The 20,033-nt window shown below is 57.6% G+C and carries 17 protein-coding genes and 1 other RNA gene; 8 read left to right on the forward strand and 10 right to left on the reverse strand.

Going from position 1 to position 20,033, the window contains the following annotated elements; genetic code table 11:
* Positions 1-25: 25 nt before the first annotated feature.
* The 3 genes from VM554_06370 to VM554_06380 are packed head-to-tail and all read right to left on the reverse strand — an operon-like array spanning position 26 to position 4,340.
* On the reverse strand, positions 26-1,210 hold the full coding sequence (locus VM554_06370; GenBank protein ID HVJ07989.1) for an acetyl-CoA C-acyltransferase: 1,185 nt from the start codon (positions 1,208-1,210) through the stop codon (positions 26-28).
* 17 nt (positions 1,211-1,227) lie between these two features.
* Complete coding sequence (locus VM554_06375) at positions 1,228-1,812, reverse strand: hypothetical protein (protein HVJ07990.1); 585 nt, start codon at positions 1,810-1,812, stop codon at positions 1,228-1,230.
* A 2-nt stretch (positions 1,813-1,814) separates the two neighbouring features.
* Complete coding sequence (locus VM554_06380) at positions 1,815-4,340, reverse strand: 3-hydroxyacyl-CoA dehydrogenase NAD-binding domain-containing protein (protein HVJ07991.1); 2,526 nt, start codon at positions 4,338-4,340, stop codon at positions 1,815-1,817.
* A 262-nt stretch (positions 4,341-4,602) separates the two neighbouring features.
* On the opposite strand from VM554_06380, the gene VM554_06385 reads away from it, so the two are divergent.
* Genes VM554_06385 through glmU form a run of 3 tightly spaced genes read left to right on the forward strand, consistent with a single transcriptional unit; the run spans position 4,603 to position 9,009 of the window.
* Positions 4,603-6,132 carry a pitrilysin family protein gene (locus tag VM554_06385; GenBank protein ID HVJ07992.1) on the forward strand — a complete coding sequence of 510 codons (1,530 nt, stop codon included), beginning with the start codon at positions 4,603-4,605 and terminating at the stop codon, positions 6,130-6,132.
* The gene (locus tag VM554_06390; protein ID HVJ07993.1) at positions 6,129-7,604 is read left to right on the forward strand and encodes a pitrilysin family protein; all 1,476 of its coding nucleotides are present in this window, start codon (positions 6,129-6,131) and stop codon (positions 7,602-7,604) included. Before VM554_06385 ends, VM554_06390 begins: the two co-directional genes overlap by 4 nt.
* 1 nt (position 7,605) lies before the next feature.
* Positions 7,606-9,009 carry a bifunctional UDP-N-acetylglucosamine diphosphorylase/glucosamine-1-phosphate N-acetyltransferase GlmU gene (gene glmU, locus VM554_06395; GenBank protein HVJ07994.1) on the forward strand — a complete coding sequence of 468 codons (1,404 nt, stop codon included), beginning with the start codon at positions 7,606-7,608 and terminating at the stop codon, positions 9,007-9,009.
* A gap of 44 nt (positions 9,010-9,053) precedes the next feature.
* Here the strand turns inward: glmU and VM554_06400 are convergent, their stop codons facing one another.
* The gene (locus VM554_06400) at positions 9,054-9,629 is read right to left on the reverse strand and encodes a sigma factor-like helix-turn-helix DNA-binding protein (GenBank protein ID HVJ07995.1); all 576 of its coding nucleotides are present in this window, start codon (positions 9,627-9,629) and stop codon (positions 9,054-9,056) included.
* 338 nt (positions 9,630-9,967) lie between these two features.
* On the opposite strand from VM554_06400, the gene VM554_06405 reads away from it, so the two are divergent.
* From VM554_06405 to VM554_06425, 5 genes are all read left to right on the forward strand, one after another.
* Complete coding sequence (locus VM554_06405) at positions 9,968-11,056, forward strand: HD domain-containing phosphohydrolase (GenBank protein ID HVJ07996.1); 1,089 nt, start codon at positions 9,968-9,970, stop codon at positions 11,054-11,056.
* A gap of 26 nt (positions 11,057-11,082) precedes the next feature.
* A complete protein-coding gene (locus tag VM554_06410) occupies positions 11,083-11,376 on the forward strand; it encodes a 4a-hydroxytetrahydrobiopterin dehydratase (GenBank protein ID HVJ07997.1) in 294 nt (97 codons plus the stop codon).
* Positions 11,377-12,134: 758 nt separating this feature from the next.
* On the forward strand, positions 12,135-12,572 hold the full coding sequence (locus VM554_06415; protein HVJ07998.1) for a CYCXC family (seleno)protein: 438 nt from the start codon (positions 12,135-12,137) through the stop codon (positions 12,570-12,572).
* A 131-nt stretch (positions 12,573-12,703) separates the two neighbouring features.
* Positions 12,704-13,054, forward strand: a transfer-messenger RNA (tmRNA) gene (ssrA, locus tag VM554_06420).
* Positions 13,055-13,373: 319 nt separating this feature from the next.
* The gene (locus VM554_06425; protein HVJ07999.1) at positions 13,374-13,589 is read left to right on the forward strand and encodes a hypothetical protein; all 216 of its coding nucleotides are present in this window, start codon (positions 13,374-13,376) and stop codon (positions 13,587-13,589) included.
* 229 nt (positions 13,590-13,818) lie between these two features.
* On the opposite strand, the gene VM554_06430 is transcribed toward VM554_06425, so the two are convergent.
* From VM554_06430 to VM554_06455, 6 genes are all read right to left on the reverse strand, one after another.
* Positions 13,819-14,514: an LrgB family protein gene (locus VM554_06430; GenBank protein HVJ08000.1), complete on the reverse strand. Its 696-nt coding sequence runs from the start codon at positions 14,512-14,514 to the stop codon at positions 13,819-13,821.
* Positions 14,511-14,954 (reverse strand): CidA/LrgA family protein, encoded by a 444-nt coding sequence (locus VM554_06435; GenBank protein ID HVJ08001.1) that lies wholly within the window; start codon positions 14,952-14,954, stop codon positions 14,511-14,513. The genes VM554_06430 and VM554_06435 overlap by 4 nt, the downstream gene beginning before the upstream one ends.
* Before the next feature lie 562 nt (positions 14,955-15,516).
* Entirely contained in the window at positions 15,517-16,980 is a 1,464-nt protein-coding gene (locus VM554_06440) for a 2-oxoacid:acceptor oxidoreductase family protein (protein HVJ08002.1), read from the reverse strand.
* Positions 16,973-18,067: a 3-methyl-2-oxobutanoate dehydrogenase subunit VorB gene (gene vorB, locus VM554_06445; protein ID HVJ08003.1), complete on the reverse strand. Its 1,095-nt coding sequence runs from the start codon at positions 18,065-18,067 to the stop codon at positions 16,973-16,975. The genes VM554_06440 and vorB overlap by 8 nt, the downstream gene beginning before the upstream one ends.
* A 13-nt stretch (positions 18,068-18,080) precedes the next feature.
* Positions 18,081-18,344, reverse strand: coding sequence for a 4Fe-4S dicluster domain-containing protein (locus tag VM554_06450; protein HVJ08004.1), 264 nt, complete (start codon positions 18,342-18,344; stop codon positions 18,081-18,083).
* Entirely contained in the window at positions 18,241-19,704 is a 1,464-nt protein-coding gene (locus tag VM554_06455; protein HVJ08005.1) for an acetyl-CoA hydrolase/transferase C-terminal domain-containing protein, read from the reverse strand. The genes VM554_06450 and VM554_06455 overlap by 104 nt, the downstream gene beginning before the upstream one ends.
* Between the last annotated feature and the right edge of the window lie 329 nt (positions 19,705-20,033).

Below are 20,033 nucleotides of genomic sequence, written 5' to 3' on the forward strand. Positions count from 1 at the left end.
GGTTGGAGCTGCGCCGAATGCCGGCTCAGCTCAGATTCTCAAAAATTCCGGCAGCGCCCATGCCTCCGCCCACACACATGGTCACCATGCCATAGTGCGAGCCACGCCGCTTCATCTCGTGCAGCAAGGTTGCGGTAAGCTTCGCTCCGGTGCAGCCCAAAGGATGGCCCAGAGCGATTGCTCCTCCATTTACGTTGACCTTCGCAGGATCGGCGCCCAGTTGTTGCGTCACAGCCAGAGCCTGGGTGGCGAAGGCTTCGTTCAATTCGATCAGGTCGATATCGTTGAGCGTTAACCCTGCGAGCTTCAGCGCCTTGGGAACAGCATGAACCGGCCCCAACCCCATCTCCTCCGGCAGGCAGCCGCAGGTTGCGAAGGCTACAAAACGAGCTATGGGCCGCAGCCCCAACTGCTTCGCCCGATCCGCAGACATCACTACGGAGGCAGCGGCTCCATCGGAGGTCTGCGAGGAATTGCCCGCCGTTACCACTCCATTGGCGTGGAATGCGGGCTTCAACTTTGCCAGGGCTTCCATTGAAGTGTCTGCGCGGGGGCCCTCATCGGTGCGAAAGACCGTCTGTTTCGTCTCCGGCTTGGTTGCCTTTTGGGTTGGCGAGATATTTGTCACCGTTACAGGCACAATCTCCTGTGCAAAGCGTCCAGATTGGATGGCGTCGAGCGCCTTGCGGTGACTGCCTAGGGAAAATTCATCTGCCTGATCGCGGGTGATGTGATATTTCTGCGCCACTCGCTCCGCGGTCAGGCCCATGCTGAGATACGAATCGGGGTAGTTCTCCACCAGCCAGGGGTTGGCGCTGATCTTGTTGCCCCCCATCGGCACCATGCTCATCGACTCGGTTCCGCCTGCAAGAATCACCGTCGCCCCGCCACCGCGAATTCTCTCTGCGGCGATCGCAATCGATTGCAGGCCCGACGCGCAGAAGCGATTCACCGTCATCGAAGAAACATCGACCGGCAGCCCTGCACGCAGGCTCGCGATGCGGGCCACGTTCATTCCCTGCTCGGCCTCCGGCATGGCGCAGCCAAGAATCACGTCATCCAACTCTTTCGCATCAAGCTGCGGGATATTCTCCAGCGCGCCACGGATCGCAACCGCTCCCAGATCGTCCGGCCGCGTCGTAGCAAGTGCTCCCTTGCCGGAGCGCCCAACCGCGGTGCGAACGGTGCTGACAATTACCGCATCTGCCATGTCTCTTGCTCCTTGTATTACTCCGCTCCCTCAATCTGGAGCCACGTGCCGTTCTGGTTGTAACGAATCTCCAGGTATCGATCGACGATGGAGACTTGGATTCCATCGTGGTCGTAGGAAGCGGACTGGCTGCCTGCCACGCGCTGCACAAGCTGCGGCTCGGCTACATCCAGTCCCCATGCAAAGCCCAGTGTTCCCTTCAAACTTACCTGCAGCCGATCCACGTCCTTCGCGTTCTCAAGTTCGATGGGCAGTCCAAGCGCATTGCCGCGAAAAACCAGCAGCGAACTCGTGCCTCCATGCGAACAGAGAACCGCCCAATCGAGACTTCCCCGCTGCCAGAAGTCCCCATGAATGACATTCTCGGGACGGTGCGCCTGGAAGGTTTGCGGCACCAGGCAGTGGCGTTCTTCCAGTGCATAACGGACCGGCGCGGGCAGTTCAGGAAATGCCGACAGCGGCAGCCGCCGAATCTTGTACGGCAGCGTCTTGCCTGCGAAATCAAACTGCCCTGCCTCTACCTGTTCCATTGCCTGGGCGCAGGCGGATATCCCCTGGACCGCGCCAAGTAACAGCAGGCAAACTGTGAGCGATCTTTGCAACGTTAGTTCCTTAATGGCTTGCCGGTCTTGAGCGTGAACGCGATGCGCTCCTGCGTTTTGCGCTCGCCGCAGAGCGAGAGGAAGGCTTCGCGTTCGAGATCCAGAAAATATTGCTCGCTGACCAGGCTGCCGGGTGTGAGAGTTCCCCCACAGAGAATGTGCGCCACTTTGCTCGCCACCTTCAAGTCGTGATCACTGATGTACTCCGCTTGCCGCATCATATGAATTCCCAGCTTGAGCGTCGGCAACACAGCCTCTCCTGCCACCGGAATCCTGGCACGTTCGACGGGTGCGGAATAGCCCGCCTCCGCCAACGTAAGAGCGGTCTGTTTCGCATCGAGCAGGATGCGGTTGCGGTGCAGCGTTATCCGGTCGCACGGCGCCAGAAGACCGAGCGTACGCGCCTCCAGCGCGGAGGTGGACACCTTAGCCATCGCCACTATTTCCAGAGATTTCTTGAGCGCATCCAGCATCTCGCCGGACATGGCGAACTTTGCCGGAGGATCATTCGGCGCAGGCTTCGCGATAGCTGCGGCTGCATCGATCGCGCGCAGAGCCATCTCCTTGGTGCCGCCTCCACCAGGAACCAGGCCGACGCCAGCCTCCACCAGCCCCATATACAACTCGGCATGGGGCTGACGACGCGCGGCGTGCAACGCGATCTCCGTTCCACCGCCGAGGCAGAGCCCAAAGGGCGCAACCACCACCGGACGCGGGCAGAATTTGATCGATGCGGTCATTCGCTGAAAGGCCCGCACCGCCAGATCGAGATCCTCCCACTCCCCCTCCTGTGCGGCGAGAAGCAGTTGCATCAGGTTTGCGCCCACTGAGAAGTTTTCCGCATCCCCCGAGATCACGAATCCGCGAAACTGCTGCACCGGTTCGCTGTCGCGATGGAGAACCTGGGTGACGAGATGCACAATGTCATCGCCGATTGCATTCTTGAGCGAGTGCAGCTCGATGCAGCCGATGCCATCTCCAAGATCCACCAGCGATGCTCCGGCATTCTTGCGCACAACGCCGTGTGCCTTGCGAAACATGGCGACAGTGGCAATCCCTTCGGGCAGAATGACGGGCTCATATTCCCCTGACACAGGGTTGAAGCAAACGCGGCCGGAAGCCTGGCTGGCGTCGTCCTTGTACCAGGAAGAATGTCCCGCAGCGAGCAGCTTCTCGACATTGGGACAGATGGGCTCGTTCATGGCCCGCATGTGCTCCACCGTCTCTGCTACGCCAGCCGCATCCCACATTTCAAAGGGACCCAGCTCCCAATTAAATCCAGCGTGCATGGCGCGATCTATCGAAGGAATGTCGTCGGCTATCTCGGGTACGCGGTCGGCGGCATAGTTCCACAGGCGAGCCAGCAAGGGCCACAGGAAGGCTGCGGCCTTGTCCTTTCGGGGCTCCGCCGCGAGCAGCATCTTGAGCCGTGCCCCCAGGGATTCAGCGTTCTTCGCCATGTCCAGGGCGGCAAGCTTCGCCTTTGCCAGCGGGCGGTATTCCACCGTGTTCACATCGAGGGCGAGGCGCAACTCCTTGCCCTCCGCATCTTTTTCTTTTTTGTAGAATCCTTGCCCGGCCTTGTCGCCCAGCCAGTGCCGCTCCAGCATCGTCTTGAGAAAGGCAGGCAGATCCGCCGAGCTGCCATCGCTGCCACCCGAACGCGCAAAGTTAGCGGCAACGTGGGCAAGCACGTCGATGCCGACCATGTCCGCAAGGCGAAAGGTTCCCGTGCGCGGCCACCCGATGGCCGAACCCGTCAGCGCATCTACCTCTTCAATGGAGAGTCCCTGCTGCATCATCAGGCGAATCGACGTAAACAGCGTGAAGACTCCGATACGATTCGCCACGAAGTTCGGCGTGTCATGGGAATAAACAACTGTCTTGCCCAGCCGCTGATCCACGAACCTCGCAATGTCCGCGACTACCTCCGGGTCGGACTCCGGCGTAGGAATGATCTCCACCAGCCGCATATAACGCGGAGGGTTGAAGAAGTGTGTCCCGAACCAGCGCCGGTGATACCCGCGATTGCGAAACTCCTCGGGCAAACCGGCGGCGATGGAGGCGATGGGCAACCCGCTGGTATTCGTCGTCAGGATGGCCAGCGGCGCCAGATGAGGCAATATCTTCCCCAGCAGACTCTGCTTGATGGTGAGATCTTCTGTCACTGCCTCAATCACCCAGTCACATCCGGCGAGTTGCGGCAAATCATCTTCAAAGTTGCCCGGAGTCACAAGCTGCGCCAGCGAAGCCTCATAGAACGCAGCAGGCTTGGCCTTCAACAGCGCTTCGATGGCCTGCACCGCGATCCGGCTTCGATTCGCCTGTTCGCCTGCAGGAACGATATCGAGCAACAAAACGGGAACCCCCGCGTTCGCCAGATGCGCTGCGATGCGGGAGCCCATGGTTCCAGCTCCCAGAACTGCAGCGCGGCGGATCAACGGTAGTTTCGCGGGTAGTTTCGCGGAGAGCTCCGCTGACAGCTCGCGTGAAACCGGCTGGACATCTCCTGAAACCATGCTGCTCATCGGCTGAACTCCTTCGAGGTGACGGAACGCTCTGTGCGGCAAGCCTGCGAATCAGACTAATAAAAACTGTCGAAGCATAATGAATGACGATTCATTTGGTCAAGACGGCGACCTAAGTGACGAAATACCAACATATTTGGCGGCGTACTGAGGTTTGACATGGCGGGAGCGGGCGGGTAGTTTCGGAATTACTCCCTCCCACCCGTTGATGGGCCATTGGCCAATCGACGCCGGCAGGAGTTTTCCGAGGTCGAATCAGCACATGAACTATCCATCGCGTCTGGCTGCTCGCTCGCTCCTCCTGATGTGCGTCCTCACTCTGTCCGCGTACGCACAGGATCTGGCGAGCTTTGAGAAACGAATCACGACCAAGGTGCTCCCCAATGGGCTCACGCTCATCGTCTGTGAAAGACCGGAGGCACCAGTCTTCTCCTTCTGGACGATCGTGAATGCCGGAGACGCCAACGATCCCGGCGGCCAGTCTGGCCTGGCGCATATGTTTGAGCATCTCGCCTTCAAGGGCACCAAGGATATAGGCACCACGGATTATGCCGCGGAGAAGGTTGCGCTGGCCAAGGTGGAAGCAGCCTACGCCGCTTATGACCTGGAATTCCGCAAGCGCGTCGGGCAGGATCCCGCCCGGTTGAAGCAGTTGAAGGCGGACTTCGACGCCGCTACGGTGGCAGCGCAGAAGTACGTCATCCCCAACCAGTTCACGGAGATTGCCGAACAAAACGGCGCCACCGGCGTGAATGCATCCACCAGCCTCGATTCCACGCAGTACTTCTGGAGCATGCCGTCGAATCGCTTCGAATTGTGGGCCTACCTGGAGAGCGATCGCATCCAGAATCCTGTGCCGCGCGAGTTCTATAAGGAGCGGGAGGTGGTGATGGAAGAGCGCCGAATGCGCTCGGACTCCAACCCCATTGGCCGCATGGTGGAGCAGTTTCTGGCGACTGCCTATGTCGCTCATCCTTACGGGCGTCCCGGCGTCGGATGGGCCTCGGAGCTCAGCCAGATTACCGCTACCGAAGCCGGAGCCTTTCACCAGGCCTACTATGTTCCGGCGAACATCGTGATTGGCGTCGCAGGGGATATCAAAGCCTCCACGGCTATGCCCATTCTCGAGAAGTATTTCGGACGCATCCCCGCCGGCAACCCGCCGGAAGAGATGACTACGGTCGAACCTCCGCAGCGGGCGGAAAAGACGGTACTCATCCGCGAGGCGACGCAACCCTTCTTTATCGAGGGCTACCACAGGCCCGACTATCGCGACCCGGATGACGCAGTGTACGCGGCTATTTCGGATATCTTCTCCAACGGGCGCACCTCGCGCCTCTATCGCAGCCTGGTTCGGGATCAGCAGATTGCCGCTGTCGCCCAGGGCTTCAGCGGATTCCCCGGAGACAAATATCCTGGCCTCTTCGCCTTCTACGCGGTTCCCGTACCGGGCCATACTCCGCAGCAGATGCGCGATGCTATCCATAAAGAAATCGACATGCTGAAGACATCTCCGGTGAGCGATGACGAACTGGCGATGTTCAAGACCCGCGCGCGCGCCGATCTGCTTCGGGGGCTTGCCGATAACCAGGGCCTCGCCGAGCAATTGGCCGTTTACCAGATGCGCTACGGGGACTGGCGCGAGCTCTTCAAACAATTGGACCGGATCGACAAGGTATCCAAGGCGGATATTCAGCGAGTGGCCAACAAGATCTTCGTCGATAGCAACAGGACCTCAGCAATGATTGAATTTGCGGCACCGAAATCCGCACAAAACGGGGGTGCAAAGTGAATCGGAACGCCACGCTCGCACTGGCAGCGGCCTTGAGCCTCCTCGCGGTTCCAGCGCTTCGCGCGCAATCAGCACAGCCACAGGCACAACCGTGGAAGTCCATCGCCATTCCTCCGCTCCATGCCTTTCATCCCCAGCAGCCGAAGAGAATCGCGCTGCCGAACGGCGTGGTCGTGTTTCTTCAGGAGGACCATGAGCTTCCCTTCGTCAACGGCTTTGTGGAGTTGCGCGGCGGGTCGCGCGACATCGATCCAGCCAAAGCCGGCCTGATCGATCTTTATGGAGAAACATGGAGGACCAGCGGAACCGCAACCATAAATGGCGACAAGCTGGACGACCTGCTGGAAGCGAAAGCCGCCAAAGTGGAGACCAACGGAGATCTGGATTCCACCAGCGTAGGCTGGTCCTGCCTGAAGGCTGACCAGGACCAGGTCTTTGCAATCGCCGTCGATTTGCTGCTGCATCCCGTCTTCAACCAGCAGAAGCTGGAGCTGGCGAAGCAGGCAGCGGCGGCGGAGATCGTTCGCCGGAATGAGGACCCCGGCGGGATTGCTGCGCGCGAAGCTGCCAAGCTCGTCTACGGCGCCCAAAGTCCCTATTCGCGCATCTCCGAGATCGCAACCGTTCAATCTGTAACAGTCGATGATCTAAAGAAGTGGCATGATCATACAGTCGTGCCCAACAACATGATCGTCGGTGTCTCCGGCGACTTTGACTCGGCGCAAATGGAGCGCAGGATTCGCGAGGCCTTCGAGCCATTGAAGCCGGGCACGAAGATTCTTCCGCCAAACGAAAAGTTCTCCGGCCCCACGCCGGGCGTCTACCTCGTCGACAAGCAGGACGTGAACCAAAGCAATATCTGGATTGTCGGCCTGGGGACGGAGCGCAGAAACCCTGACTATTTCGCGCTGGCACTGATGAACGAGATCTTCAGCGGCGGATTTGGCTCACGCCTGTTTCAAAAGGTGCGCACGCAACTGGGGCTTGCTTACTCGGTAGGTGGCTCCTACGGCGCCTCCTACGACCACCCTGGACTCTTCCACGTGGTCGCTGGAACCAAGAGCGCCAGCACGGTGGATGCGACACAGGCGATGTTGAAGGAGATCGACAATCTGAAGACGCAGCCATTTACGGAAGAGGAATTGAAGAACGCAAAGGATCAGATCCTGAACTCTTTCATCTTCAGCTATGACAGCAAGGAAAAGATTCTCTCCGAAAGCGCGCGGCTGGAGTTTTACGGATACCCGGCGGACTTTCTTGAGAAGTATCGCGCCGGCATCGAGAAGGTAACGACAGCCGACGTGCAGCGCGTCGCACGAAAGTATATCGACCCCTCCAAGCTCGCGATCCTCGTGGTCGGCAACGCTGCCGATTTCGGAACGCCGTTGGAAAAACTGGGCAAGGTTCAGCCCGTGGATATCACCATTCCCATGCCGCCAGGCATGGAAGCGCCGGGAGGAAAGGGTCGCTAGGATGATCAAAGTTGCAATCGTCATTATGGCGGCGGGCAAAGGCACCCGCCTGAAATCGAAACGTCCAAAGGTGTTGCACGAGATCGGCGGAAAGCCCCTGCTCTCCCACGTCATCGCGGCTGCCCGGGAGATCGTGCCGGCGAAGGATATTTATGTCGTGATTGGCCACGAGGCCGAGCGCGTCCAGAACGCCGTCCGCTCCACCGGAGTGCAGTTTGTGCTGCAGGCGGAACAACGCGGCACCGGACACGCCATCCAATGCGCTCAGCCTTTTGTAGAAGGCTATGACCACATCCTGGTCCTCTCCGGAGACGTCCCGCTGATTCGCAAGGAGACGATTGCGGGCATTCGCAAATTCCACCTGGAGCAGCATGCAGCGATGACCATCCTCACCGCAGCCCCCGAGGATCCGCACGGCTATGGCCGCGTCCTGCGCAAATCTCCCGCATCGGTTGAGGTTGCAGCGATCGTGGAGCAAAAGGCGCTTACGCCGGAGCAAATCAACGCACCGGAGATTAACTCCGGCATCTATGCCTTCCAAACTGGCCCTCTCTTTCGCCACATCGGGGAGTTGCAGACGGCTAATGCCCATGCCGAGTATTACCTGACGGATATGGCGCGCATCCTGGTCGATGCGGGGGAACGTGTCGTAGCGCTGGAGGCCGAGTTCCCCAACGAGGTGCTCGGCGCCAACACCATTGCAGAACTCGTGCAACTGGACGCAACGCTTCGTGCGAACACCGCACGCAAGCTTATGGCGGAGGGCGTCACCATTCTTCGCCCGGAGAGTTGCCTCATCGATGCCGAGGTACAAGTCGGCGCGGATACGATTCTCGAACCGGGAGTACAGTTGCTCGGTAATACAAAGATCGGCGAGAACTGCCGGATTCGTTCCTACTCAGTGATCGAGAATGCCACCATTGGGAACGATGTGCTCATTCGGCAGGGCTCCATTATTGCCGACTCAACCATTGAGGCGGGAGCCATGATCGGCCCCTACAGCCATGTGCGCCCAGGCAGCGAGATCGGCGAAGGAGCCCACGTCGGCAACTTTGTGGAAACGAAGAAGACGAAGCTCGGCAAGGGATCCAAGGCAAATCATCTGAGCTACCTGGGAGACGCCAACATCGGCAGCGGAGTGAACGTGGGAGCCGGTGTCATCACCTGCAACTATGACGGCGTCTTTAAGCACACAACCAATATTGGAGATGGAGTGTTTGTGGGCAGCAATTCCACTCTGGTTGCGCCCATCACGGTAGGAGACGGCACATACATTGCCGCAGCATCCTGCATCACGGAGGATGTACCACAGGATGCGCTGGCGCTTGGCCGTACCAGGCAGACGAACAAGCCCGGATGGGCCAGGATCCGCCGCGAGCGCATGGCAAAGCTCAAGAAGACTTAGAAAGCCCTGGAACCTCTAGGCGGGGATTATCGAGACAACGACTGTTACGCGGCTGCCGAAGCGGACGAGGGATCATCACCCTGGAACGAAGGTTTGGCGGATATGCCCGATGCAAGGATGGAACGCAATCTTAACCGGGCCGAAAGCAGAATACGCGGAAGATCGGCGGCAGGCAGACTGACAAAGTCGCCGATCGCTGCCGTGGAGTACCCTTCCACATCCTTCAGCAGAAAGACTAACCGCTCCATAGGAGGTAATTGCTGGATCGCTTCCTCCAGATCTGTTCTGCGGATGTTGCGGCTACCGTTCGAGCCCTCAGTCGTGACTTCCATGAACGGAGCAGGTTCGTCGAATCCCAACTGTGCGCGCAGCTCTCCCATTAATACGGCATCGACGGTTTTGGCGTCCGGCTCTTCCGCTATTTGGAATGCACGCACAAAAGTTTGCGTCAGAGTCTCTTCCGCAGCGAGTTCATTGCCGATCATGTAGTAAGCCACGGCGTAGACTCGATGGCGGTGACTGTCGTAAATATCCCGTTGACGATCTTGCAGCGAACGCTTTGCTGAAGAAATCAGCTTCGGCGTCTGATCTTCAAAAAATGCGCGATCAAGGTTGAACAAGGGTCCCTCAATTTACGTTGTACGACTGTAAGGATGTTGCTTTACTGTTTCAGAACGTGCCAGTGTCGGATAGATTGTTTCCTTATAAATAATGACGGAGTCACTGATCGGTAAATAGGCCTAAGCTAACTGTATCAAGAAAAAGCGTTTCCGGCACCGTCATATGTCATCCTTTTTCATTCGGACATTAACGTATGCTTATACTTTTAAAACACAGCCAATCGTAAGAAGACGTGCACAAAGACACCAAACTTATACCGCGCAAGTAACATTTCGCAGGTAATGTTGATGCAGACGCTGTTGATCAATTTTGTGCTTCATGGAAGAGCGGGGACGGGATGACAGCAGTTCGAATCCTGGTAGTCGATGACGATGCAGATGTAAGGAAGTCAATCGGGGCGGCATTAAAGGCGGCGGATTACCAGCCCCTTTTGGCCGCCAGCAGCAGTGATGCCCTGCATCACATTGAAAAAGAAGACCCCTTCGATCTCGTTCTCTCCGATATCACCCTGAAAGGCGTGGATGGCCTGGGGCTGCTCGATCGTCTGAAGGATCGCGAACCCGACACTCCCGTCGTCATCATCAGCGCCATTCACGACATCGGGATGGCCATCACCGCCATGCGTCGTGGAGCCTACGATTACCTGCTGAAGCCGTTCGAAAATGCCCTGTTGCACAAAACCGTGCGTCAGGCGCTGGATTACCGCCGGCTGGTGAAGCAGAATTCAGAGGTCCGTGAGAATCTCCAGCAGCTGATCTCGTCCCGAACAGAGATGCTGGGACAGGCTGTTGCCGATCTGGAGCGATCCTACGACATTACGCTCGAAGCGCTCGGCGATGCTCTCGATCTGAAAGATTCGGAAACCGAAGGCCACTCCAAACGCGTCACCGCCTTCACCATAGCCTTGGCGCGTGCTCTGGGGCTTGGTCCCTCCGAGATACGGGTCATCGCTCGCGGTGCATTCCTGCATGACATCGGCAAAATGGCGATTCCTGACGCCATCCTGCTGAAGCCGGGGAGGCTCAGTGCGGAAGAGCAGGCCATCATGCGCGAACATTGCGCCCGAGGCTACCATATTTTGCACAAGATCCCTTTCCTGCATGACGCAGCGGAGATTGTTTACAGCCATCAGGAACACTTTGACGGTTCGGGATACCCACGAGGGCTCAAGGGAGAGGAGATCCCGCTCGGCGCGCGCGTTTTTGCCATCGCGGATGCTCTGGACGCGATCACCTCGGATCGACCTTACCGTTGCGCAAACAGCTTTGAGGCAGCCCGGCGAGAGATACGCCGCTGCGCCGGCACGCAGTTCGATCCCGCAATCGTCGAAACCTATCTCAGCCTGCCAGATCAGCTTTGGCAGGATCTGCGCGCCGAGATTCGCCATCATAACCAGCGATATGCCCCATTGACCTACTCCGAATAAGCATCCTAAAGGACAAGGAGGCGGTGATGGCCCTACTTAATGAGGAAACCGTTCAGCACAAACTGCAATCGATCCCGGACTGGAACCTGGAGCAACATGAGATTGTCCGCACCTTCAGTTTTCCGGACTTTATAACCGCTTTGCAATTCGTCAATCGGGTCGGAGAAAATGCCGAAGCCCTGGGCCACCATCCAGATATAGATATTCGCTATAACAAAGTTCGCCTGGCGCTGACCTCGCATGATGCCGGCGGCCTAACCGAGATGGACTTTAGCCTGGCGGCGAGCTGCGATTCCACTTCCGAAGCAATCCACAAGTAATTGGAAGATCAGCAGCTTAGTAACAGGAAAACCGCTCTCGAGGTTTTAATAAATCGCGTCGTCGTCATCGGAAACTGGTGGCCACGGATAGACCGTGTCCTTCTCCCGAATACTGGAGATCTGCCGCCGATTCCAGATTGCGAAGGCGACACCTCCCAGGAGCGCAGAGCTCATCATCAGCAAAACAGTTCTAAGGAGTGGCCTGGATGCGCTCCTTGTGGCTAGTTCATGGGTATCAGCTGTCTCTTTTTTCTCCGCCAATGATGCAAACCATTCATTATTAAGCATATATTCCTCTATTTGCGTCTCGGAGCATTCCCAGGAGCGCCCCCGATAATCCGTGAAACCATACTTTCCCCATTAAAGGAGCAATAAAAATACGGGAATATGAATTATTTCATCGCTTTTACCTTGTGTATGTACCAAAAGATGGATACACTTCAGGAGTTGCAACACAAGTTTGGATGCTTTTTGGCAGGCAGCAGCATCTAAGTAATTGTGTGGCTCTGGCGGTTCGATCGAGATAGATCTCTCACCGTCCAGCAAAAGGGATTCGTCACAAGTTGCGTCACTGGCCTCCCGGCACGAACAACATACCGTTCGTGCCGCCTTTTTTTGCCCGTCATACGACACCCACAGGTACGTTAAGATGGAGTCAGGAATTCCACTTCTGCTTCTTTACCGGGCGCTGGTTCGGCTGTAGCTGCGCGTCGGTGATCTGAAGTGACATTCACTCATCCTTTGTCGAGGGGTTGTGTATGAAGCGTATTGTGCTGGGCGTGCTCATGGGACTAGCCACTGCAGGCGCATTTGCTCAATGGTCGAATCCAGGGGATGACGTGCCAGCCTATAACTCCCAGCCTCCCACAGCAAAGCTTCCACCGATTCTGTCCGGCAGCCAGTTGCAAGGCCCATCCTTCCGCTACCCATGGCAAACGCAGGTCTATCGGATGGCGGTAAAGATTCCTGCCGTGCTCCATCAGCTTCCCTGCTATTGCCGCTGTGACCGCGCGCTTGGTCATAACAGCCTGCATAGCTGCTTTGAGAACACGCACGGCGCCGAGTGCTCCACCTGCGCCAAGGAAGCGGTGTACGCCTACCGCCAGACGAAGCTCGGGAAGACGCCTAAGCAAATTCGCGAAGGGGTGGAGCGAAAAGCATACGAATCCATCGACCTGGAGCATCTTGGATCGTAGATTGTTCGCCCCAATTACCGGGGAACACTCTCAAACCGGGAAACGGCCAGTCTCGAACGGATAGCCGCCAGGAACGGCGGTATAATGAGACTAGGCATGCGATAAAAAGCGTCGCATGCTGCTTCAGAAGTGGGGGCGTCACGGTTTCGACGGGATCGTTTGCGGTAAAGAGGCATGCCGGGGTGCGGGCACCCGTAATCGCTTGCAAAATGATAATTGCCGATAATCAACTGGCATACGCAGCTTAATTAGTTAAGTTGCCGTTCTCCGTGGCTTTGTCTGTGGGCCGCGAAAGAACGTCGCACAGCAGACTGGTTCTCAAGGCTACGCCTGGGCTGAGAGAACGAGATTTACGGGCTAGGGTTACGCGTATTTTGTCCGTTCTGAGCGCGTAAACTGAAGTCTCCGGAACGTGACTGAGCATGGAGTCTCTCTGCTGACATCGATTTCGGACGCGGGTTCGACTCCCGCCGCCTCCACCATATTTTTTGGTATGTGCCGCATACGGCGCATTTTGAAAACCATGTATCTGTTACGTACTTACTGTTGTTTCGCTATTGATTTGCCTGAGGCGCCCCTCCGCGATCTTCAATTGTTCTGAGTTCATCTCGATTCCAAGATAATTTCTGCCAAGTTGCTTAGCGGCGACTGCGATCTTCCCGAGCCTAAAATGGGTCCATGACAGATCGCCTTGGACTAGAGGAGAACTCTTGGATGCGCCACTGCATGACGTCAAGTGTTTTCTGCGTTGAATGAGCAACGTGACCTTTTGTAGCACACTTATCCCCCAGGAGAGAACGCATGCCAAATCCTAAGAGGGCTTTAGAAAACCAGGGATTGAGAGTGGTTAATAGCCGGGGCGAGAATGGCGAGCCGACCTACCTTATTACTGATAGGGATGGATATACGTATGTTATGAGTCGTGTCGATTTGGAGAAATTAGAGGAGTGCGGAAAACTGTCGTTGGCTGGGATTAAAGAACACGATGCGAAGATTCTGAATCAAACAGAGCCCTGAATCCCAGTTACTCAATAACCGGAGAAATTTCGGGGAGACTGTACGGCTGCCGTACGGTCGCGCCTCACTGTTTGCGTTAATTTCGCGATTCGAGCAGAATTTCGCTGAAGTCTGGATGCTCATGCTTTCCGTCTATACCCGCCGCCATCCAGGCCCTAAGAACGCCAGCCGCAAGATGGGCGCCGTTGTAGCTGCCCCAAAGCGGATATATAGTGCGCGTTTCTACTCGTCAATGCAGAAACAGCATTAGCAGTGATGCCAGCAATGATGTAAATACGCCCGCCACGGCCATGGCCCAGGAAGAGACAGTGGCCTGCATCTCCGAGTGCCGTACCAAGCTTGCTGTGCCGATACCGTGTGCGGACGTGCCGATGGCGGCGCCGATAGCTCGATCGTCTTGCACGCCCACCAGCCGCAGCAGTGGCAGCCCAAAGCTGGCGCCCAACACTCCTGTCAGCAGTACCAGTGCGATAGTGATCTGCGGAATGCCCTTGAGCTCCCGGCATACTTCGATGGCGATCGGTGTGGTCACTGACTTGGGCACAGTGGACATCACGACCGGCAAGGGTGCGCCCAGCAACCACGCGGTAAGTCCGGCAGAGATCATGCCCACGATCGAGCCAGCCAGCACGATCAGCACCAGCCTCGGCAAGGACTTTCGCAGCGTCATGCCATGCCGGTACATGGGCACCGCCAGCGCCACGGTCGCCGGCCCCAGCCACCAGCTCAGATAGCTGCCCCCGCGGTTGTACTCCGTGTAAGGCTCACGCACCAAAAGCAGGAAAGCCACGATCGGCAGGCAGGTAGCAACGACGGGCGGAATCCAGTGCCAGCGCCTGTGCAGCGCAAGAGCCGGCCAATAGACCAACAAGGTAAGCACAATGCTAAAGACCGGATTTCTGACAATCCCCTGCACGAAATTCATTGGCCATCCTCAGTCGCTTCATGCTTTACGGTGTGCGCGCTGAACTCCGGCTGGATGGACTCAGTTGGCAGAAGCCAGCGGCCCAGCACGCCGGTCGTTAGCAATACAGCCACCAGGCTCACTACCAGGCTGGCGCTCATCGCCAGGGCCTGCCGCGACAGCAGAGGCCCCATGTCCATCAGCCCCACTGTCAGCGGCACAAACATAAGCACCATATTGCGAAGCAGCAGATTTGCCGTTCTCTCCATCCACTTTAGCTTTATCAGGCCGGTCGACATCGCCAGATAAAACACGATCAATCCCAGAACTCCTCCAGGGATGGGAATGCCGAGCCGGTGCAACAGCGACCCAAGTGATAAGAAGCCCACTACAATTGAAAATCCGCGCAAATAGTCGATCATATGTTCAAATCTGATTCTTTTATAGAAACGCAGAGTCATCTTGCCTATCCCTGATTTGCTTGATTAGCGGGAGTTTCCAATTTTGGTTTTACTTTGAGCTTATGGCAAAGGGACAGAAGCATATACCCGAGCAGATCGTGAGCTTGCTGCTCCATCATCTGCTCCCTTTCTTCCGTGACAGCTCCTATCTACCCGTATGCACATCGCGGCTGGAAATAACAGTCGCATGCCGCTGGAGTTCACGGCAAAAGGACGAGGAGCATCCCTCCAAAAATAGCTCGCTGCATTTCTTCTTAGTTGTTGGCGTCGTGCATCACGCCATCTAAAAGTTATCTTATCTGCTATTGATACTCGCTAGTTGGCACAAGTAGTCACGCATCCCTGTCAACCGTACTTTTCAATACGGACGTTATACCTGGCAGGAGCATGTGCGCGACTGTGTGCAGGTAACCGTGGGGCTAGAGTCCCGCGCATGTGCATGCGGAGTGACACGCAACCGGAAATCTCCGCCCGAGCAAAGAATTTATCGGAATGCAGTCACCGGGATTCCTGCGCATCCACACAAGACACTCCCGCAGCGGCGAGCAGCGCTGAAACGCATCTATATTCGCGAGGAGTTCCTGTAGAGTTCTCGTCCGCGAGCAAGTGCGCGCTCATCCAGTGCTACCCATTGCGCATGCTTGACCAACCGCCGCAGCGCTGCGCCAACGCTTGCCTCTGGCAAAACTGCGATGTTCTCCAGCAGCGCACCCAGCATCACCATGTTGCTGGCTCGCGCATCGCCCAGTTCATCGGCCACCTGCGTAAATTGCATTGCCAGCACGTGCACATCTGCCCGCGCGCAATCTGCTGGCAGCGTTTCTCCGTTGTAGAGAATCCATCCGCCGCTGCGCACGCTCGCATAGAACTTTCGCAGCGATGGCTCATTCATCGCTACCAGCACGTTGGGCCGCATCACCAGAGGCGAATCGATTGGCCGTTTGGATAGCCGCACGTGGCAGTTCGAGGTGCCGGAGCGCATCTCTGGCCCGTAGGACGGAAGCCATGACACCTCCAGCCCCGCATCGAGCCCAGCCTCCGCCAGCACTTCGCCCAGCAAGAGCACTCCCTGCCCGCCAAAGCCCGCTACGCGCACGCGAAGATCCAGATCTTCTGCTATTTGCTCTGTACTTGCGGAATTCACTGCCGACGAATCTTCTTCTTCGACAACGCCAACAATTCGCGGAATCTCCTCCAGGGCCGGCGCTGCCTCAGATACCACGCGGGGCTGTGCGTCTTGTGTGCGGTCGCGAAAAACCGCCAGCGGATAAGTCTTCACCATCACGTCACGCACCCACCGCTGTGCCTCGACCGACGACATCTTCCAGATCGTCGGACATGGTGACAACACTTCCACCATGGAGAAGCCCAACCCGTGCACCTGGTTCTCCACGGCTCGCCGGACTGCGCGCGCCGCCTGCGCGATCTGCCTGTTATCTCCCAAACCAACGCGCTCAATGTAAACCGGGGCCTCCAGCGTTGCCAGCAGTTCGCTCACATGCAGCGGATACCCTTCACTCGCCGCGCTTCGCCCATGCGGAGTTGTCGTGCTCTTCTGCCCCAGCAGCGTCGTCGGAGCCATCTGGCCGCCGGTCATGCTATAGATCGCGTTATTCACGAAGATCACTGTGAAGTTCTCGCCACGGTTCGCGGCATGCAGAATCTCCGCCGACCCAATTGCCGATAGATCTCCGTCCCCCTGGTAGTCGATCACGATGCTGCCCGGCCTGCTGCGCTTGACCGCTGTTGCTACAGCCGGGGCACGCCCATGCGCGCCTTGAATGTTGCCGACGTCGAGGTAGTAGTACGCAAACACTGAGCATCCGACCGGGCTGACAAGAATTGTTCTGTCCTGGATGCCTAGCTGATCAATGGCCTGCGCGAGCATCTTGTGAACGATGCCATGTCCGCAGCCCGGGCAATAGTGCGTCTGGTGCTGCAACTCCGGCTTTCGCTCGAAGCACTCGTAAAACGCGTCGGGCCGCGCATGCACCACTGCGTATTCTGAAACCGTCTCGTTAGACATGAACCAGCCGCCCTTCTTCCGGCTGCTTTACCGGCGGATAACGGAACGCCTGTTCTCGCACAAAGCTGAGGACATCTTCGATTGACGGCACATTCCCTCCCCCTCGACCCAGAAACTCGACCGGACGCGCACCGTTCAATGCGAGCTTCACATCTTCGAGCAGCTGGCCATTGCTCAACTCCACAACCACGAAGACACGCGCATGCGTGGCGAGGCGCTGCAGATGCATCTCTGGAAATGGATACAGAGTGATGGGACGCAGCACGCCCACATTGAGCCCGGCTGCGCGAGCCTCCGCTGCTACGGCCTTCAGAATTCTCCCCGCAATACCGTATCCCACCAGCACAACCTCTGCTCCATCCGCATGCCACTCCTCTGCGCGCACCTCATGCTGCTTCGCGCAGAGATACTTCGTCTCCAGGTGGCGGAGATGCGCCTCCAACTCATCGCAATCCATATGCAGTGATGTGATGAGATTGCCGCGTGACGCTGCCGTACCTGCTACGGCCCACTCCGGTAAACGCGGCGCGATTGCGCTCTGAGGAAACTCCACCGGCTCCATCATCTGCCCGATGAATCCATCCGCAAGCACCACCACTGGATTGCGATAGCGGTCTGCCACTTCGAAGGCAAGGGCTGTTAAATCCGCCATCTCCTGCACGGAATCCGGTGCCAGCACAATCGTTCGATAGTTTCCATGGCCGCCACCCTTGACCACCTGGTGATAGTCACTCTGCTCCGCTGCAATGTTCCCCAGGCCAGGGCCGCCGCGAGTGATGTCCACGATCACGCCGGGCAACTCCGCGCCCGCCATGTAGCTGATGCCCTCCTGCATCAGGCTGATCCCCGGGCCACTTGACGCCGTCATGGTTCTTACGCCCGCCGACGCCGCGCCGTACATCATGTTGATCGCTGCTACCTCGCTCTCCGCCTGCAGAAACACTCCTCCTGCCGGCGTCATGTATTGCGCCGCCGCCTCTGCAATCTCGCTTGCCGGTGTGATGGGATATCCATAGAACGCACGGCAACCCGAGAGAATCGCGCTCTTCACAACTGCTTCGTTCCCCTTCATCAGTTGCTTGCGCATTTGCTGTCTCCCTCTACACCTGTGGCCAGGTGTTCGCCTTCGGATTCCTGTAAGCCGCAGCACACAGAACTGTGATCGCTCCCGGCTCGGGACACACCATGAAGCAGATTCCGCAACCCGTGCAACCTGCGCCTGCGTATGTCGCTGTCCTGTAACCGTAGTGATTCAGCCTCTCACTCATGCGAATCACCTTCGGCGGACACGCTTCGATGCAAAGGCCGCATCCTTTGCACTCCTCCACATCTACCTGAAGCAAGCCTCTGTCGCGCATCTCCATCTCTCGCGCTCCTTTCCTTTGGATCGCCGCTCCTCAGGGATAACCGGCCATCGCCGCTTTGCGCTCCAGGTATCGTGCCCGCACCGCAAAGTCCTCTAACTCGCCCTGAAACTTCGGATCCCGCAATCGCGATCAGAGCCTCCGCACGTTCCCGCAAAGTTTTCCCGTGCAGATAGGCAATGCCATGCTCCGTCACCACATAGTGGACATCCGCCCGCGACGTCACTACGCCCGCTCCTGGTTCGAGCACGGGGACAATCCTTGATACCCTGCCACCAAGCGCCGTCGATGGCAGCGCGATAATCGGCACTCCGCCAATCGAGCGCGCTGCACCGCGAATAAAGTCCAACTGCCCGCCGAAGCCGCTGTAGGGCCTGGTTCCCAGCGAGTCGGCACACACCTGCCCCGTCAGATCCACCTGCAATGCCGAGTTAATCGCAACCATCCTGTCGTTCTGCGCCACCACAAAAGGATCATTCGTATAAGAGATTGATCGAAATTCGAAGCTTGGATTCTCGTGGATGAAATCAAACAAGCGTCGCGTTCCCAGAACAAATCCCAGAACCACTTTGCCGCGGTGCAGAGACTTTCGTTCGCCATTCACTATGCCGGACTCGATCAGATCCATGACTCCGTCAGAACACATCTCGGTGTGAATCCCCAGATCACGCTTGTCTCCCAGGCACTTCAGCACCGCATCCGGAATCCCGCCGATTCCTGTTTGCAGCGTTGCACCATCGGGGATGAGAGACGCCACATTGCGCGCAACACGCAGATGCAGATCCGTGAAAGGCTCCGAATGCAGCTCCAGCAGCGGCCGCGATGTCTCCACCAGCACGGAGATCCGGCTCACGGGAATGCATGTATCTCCGTGCGTGCGCGGCATCTGTTCATTCACTTCGGCAATCACCACCCTGGCACAGTGAGTTGCGGTCAGCGTGCAATCCACTGTCGTTCCCAGGCTCACAAACCCATGCACATCCGGCGGCGATACCTGCATCAGAACAACATCGAGTCGCAGCTCTCCGCTCAGGAATAGTCCTTCAATCTCACTCAGCAGAATGGGCGTGTAGTCGGCGCGGCCTGCCGCCACCGCCTCGCGCACGTTCGCCCCCAGAAACAATCCGCGATGCCGAAAATGCCCTTCGCATTCCGGCCGCGTGTAATCTGCGTTCCCCAGCGTCATCATGTGGACGATCTCCACATCGCGCAGCTCGGAGGCCCGCGCGACCAATGCATCCACCAGTATCGAGGGTGTACCGCATCCCGACTGGATCCATACGCGGTCGCCAGAGTGCACGGTCTGCAATGCCTGCGCTGCATCCATACGCTTGCGCTCGTATTCTTTTCGCCAGCTCATCTCCGAGTGCCTCCGTACACGTGCTGCTACGACGGATACATCGAATTCTTCGCCTTGCTGCTCACTGCAAACTGACGTTGTGTTCGCGCCTTCACAGCGTCCTTCGTTCCAGGACCGGAAGTGTTCTTCTCCAACCCGGCGCTGTTTTTACGCTTTGCCACAGGGGGCTGCTGTGACGCCCATCACCCACGCAACAAAATACTTTGCCGCATCGAAAGGCAGGGTTCACATTCTGGGGAGGTGGGTGGTATCGACGGATAGGTTTTAGAGGATGGGTCACAAAAAGCTCTTCCTGATCAGGGTTTGCTGGCGCAAACATCCTGATCAGG

The organism is Acidisarcina sp., assembly GCA_035539175.1.
In the GTDB taxonomy this organism is placed as follows: domain Bacteria; phylum Acidobacteriota; class Terriglobia; order Terriglobales; family Acidobacteriaceae; genus JANXZS01.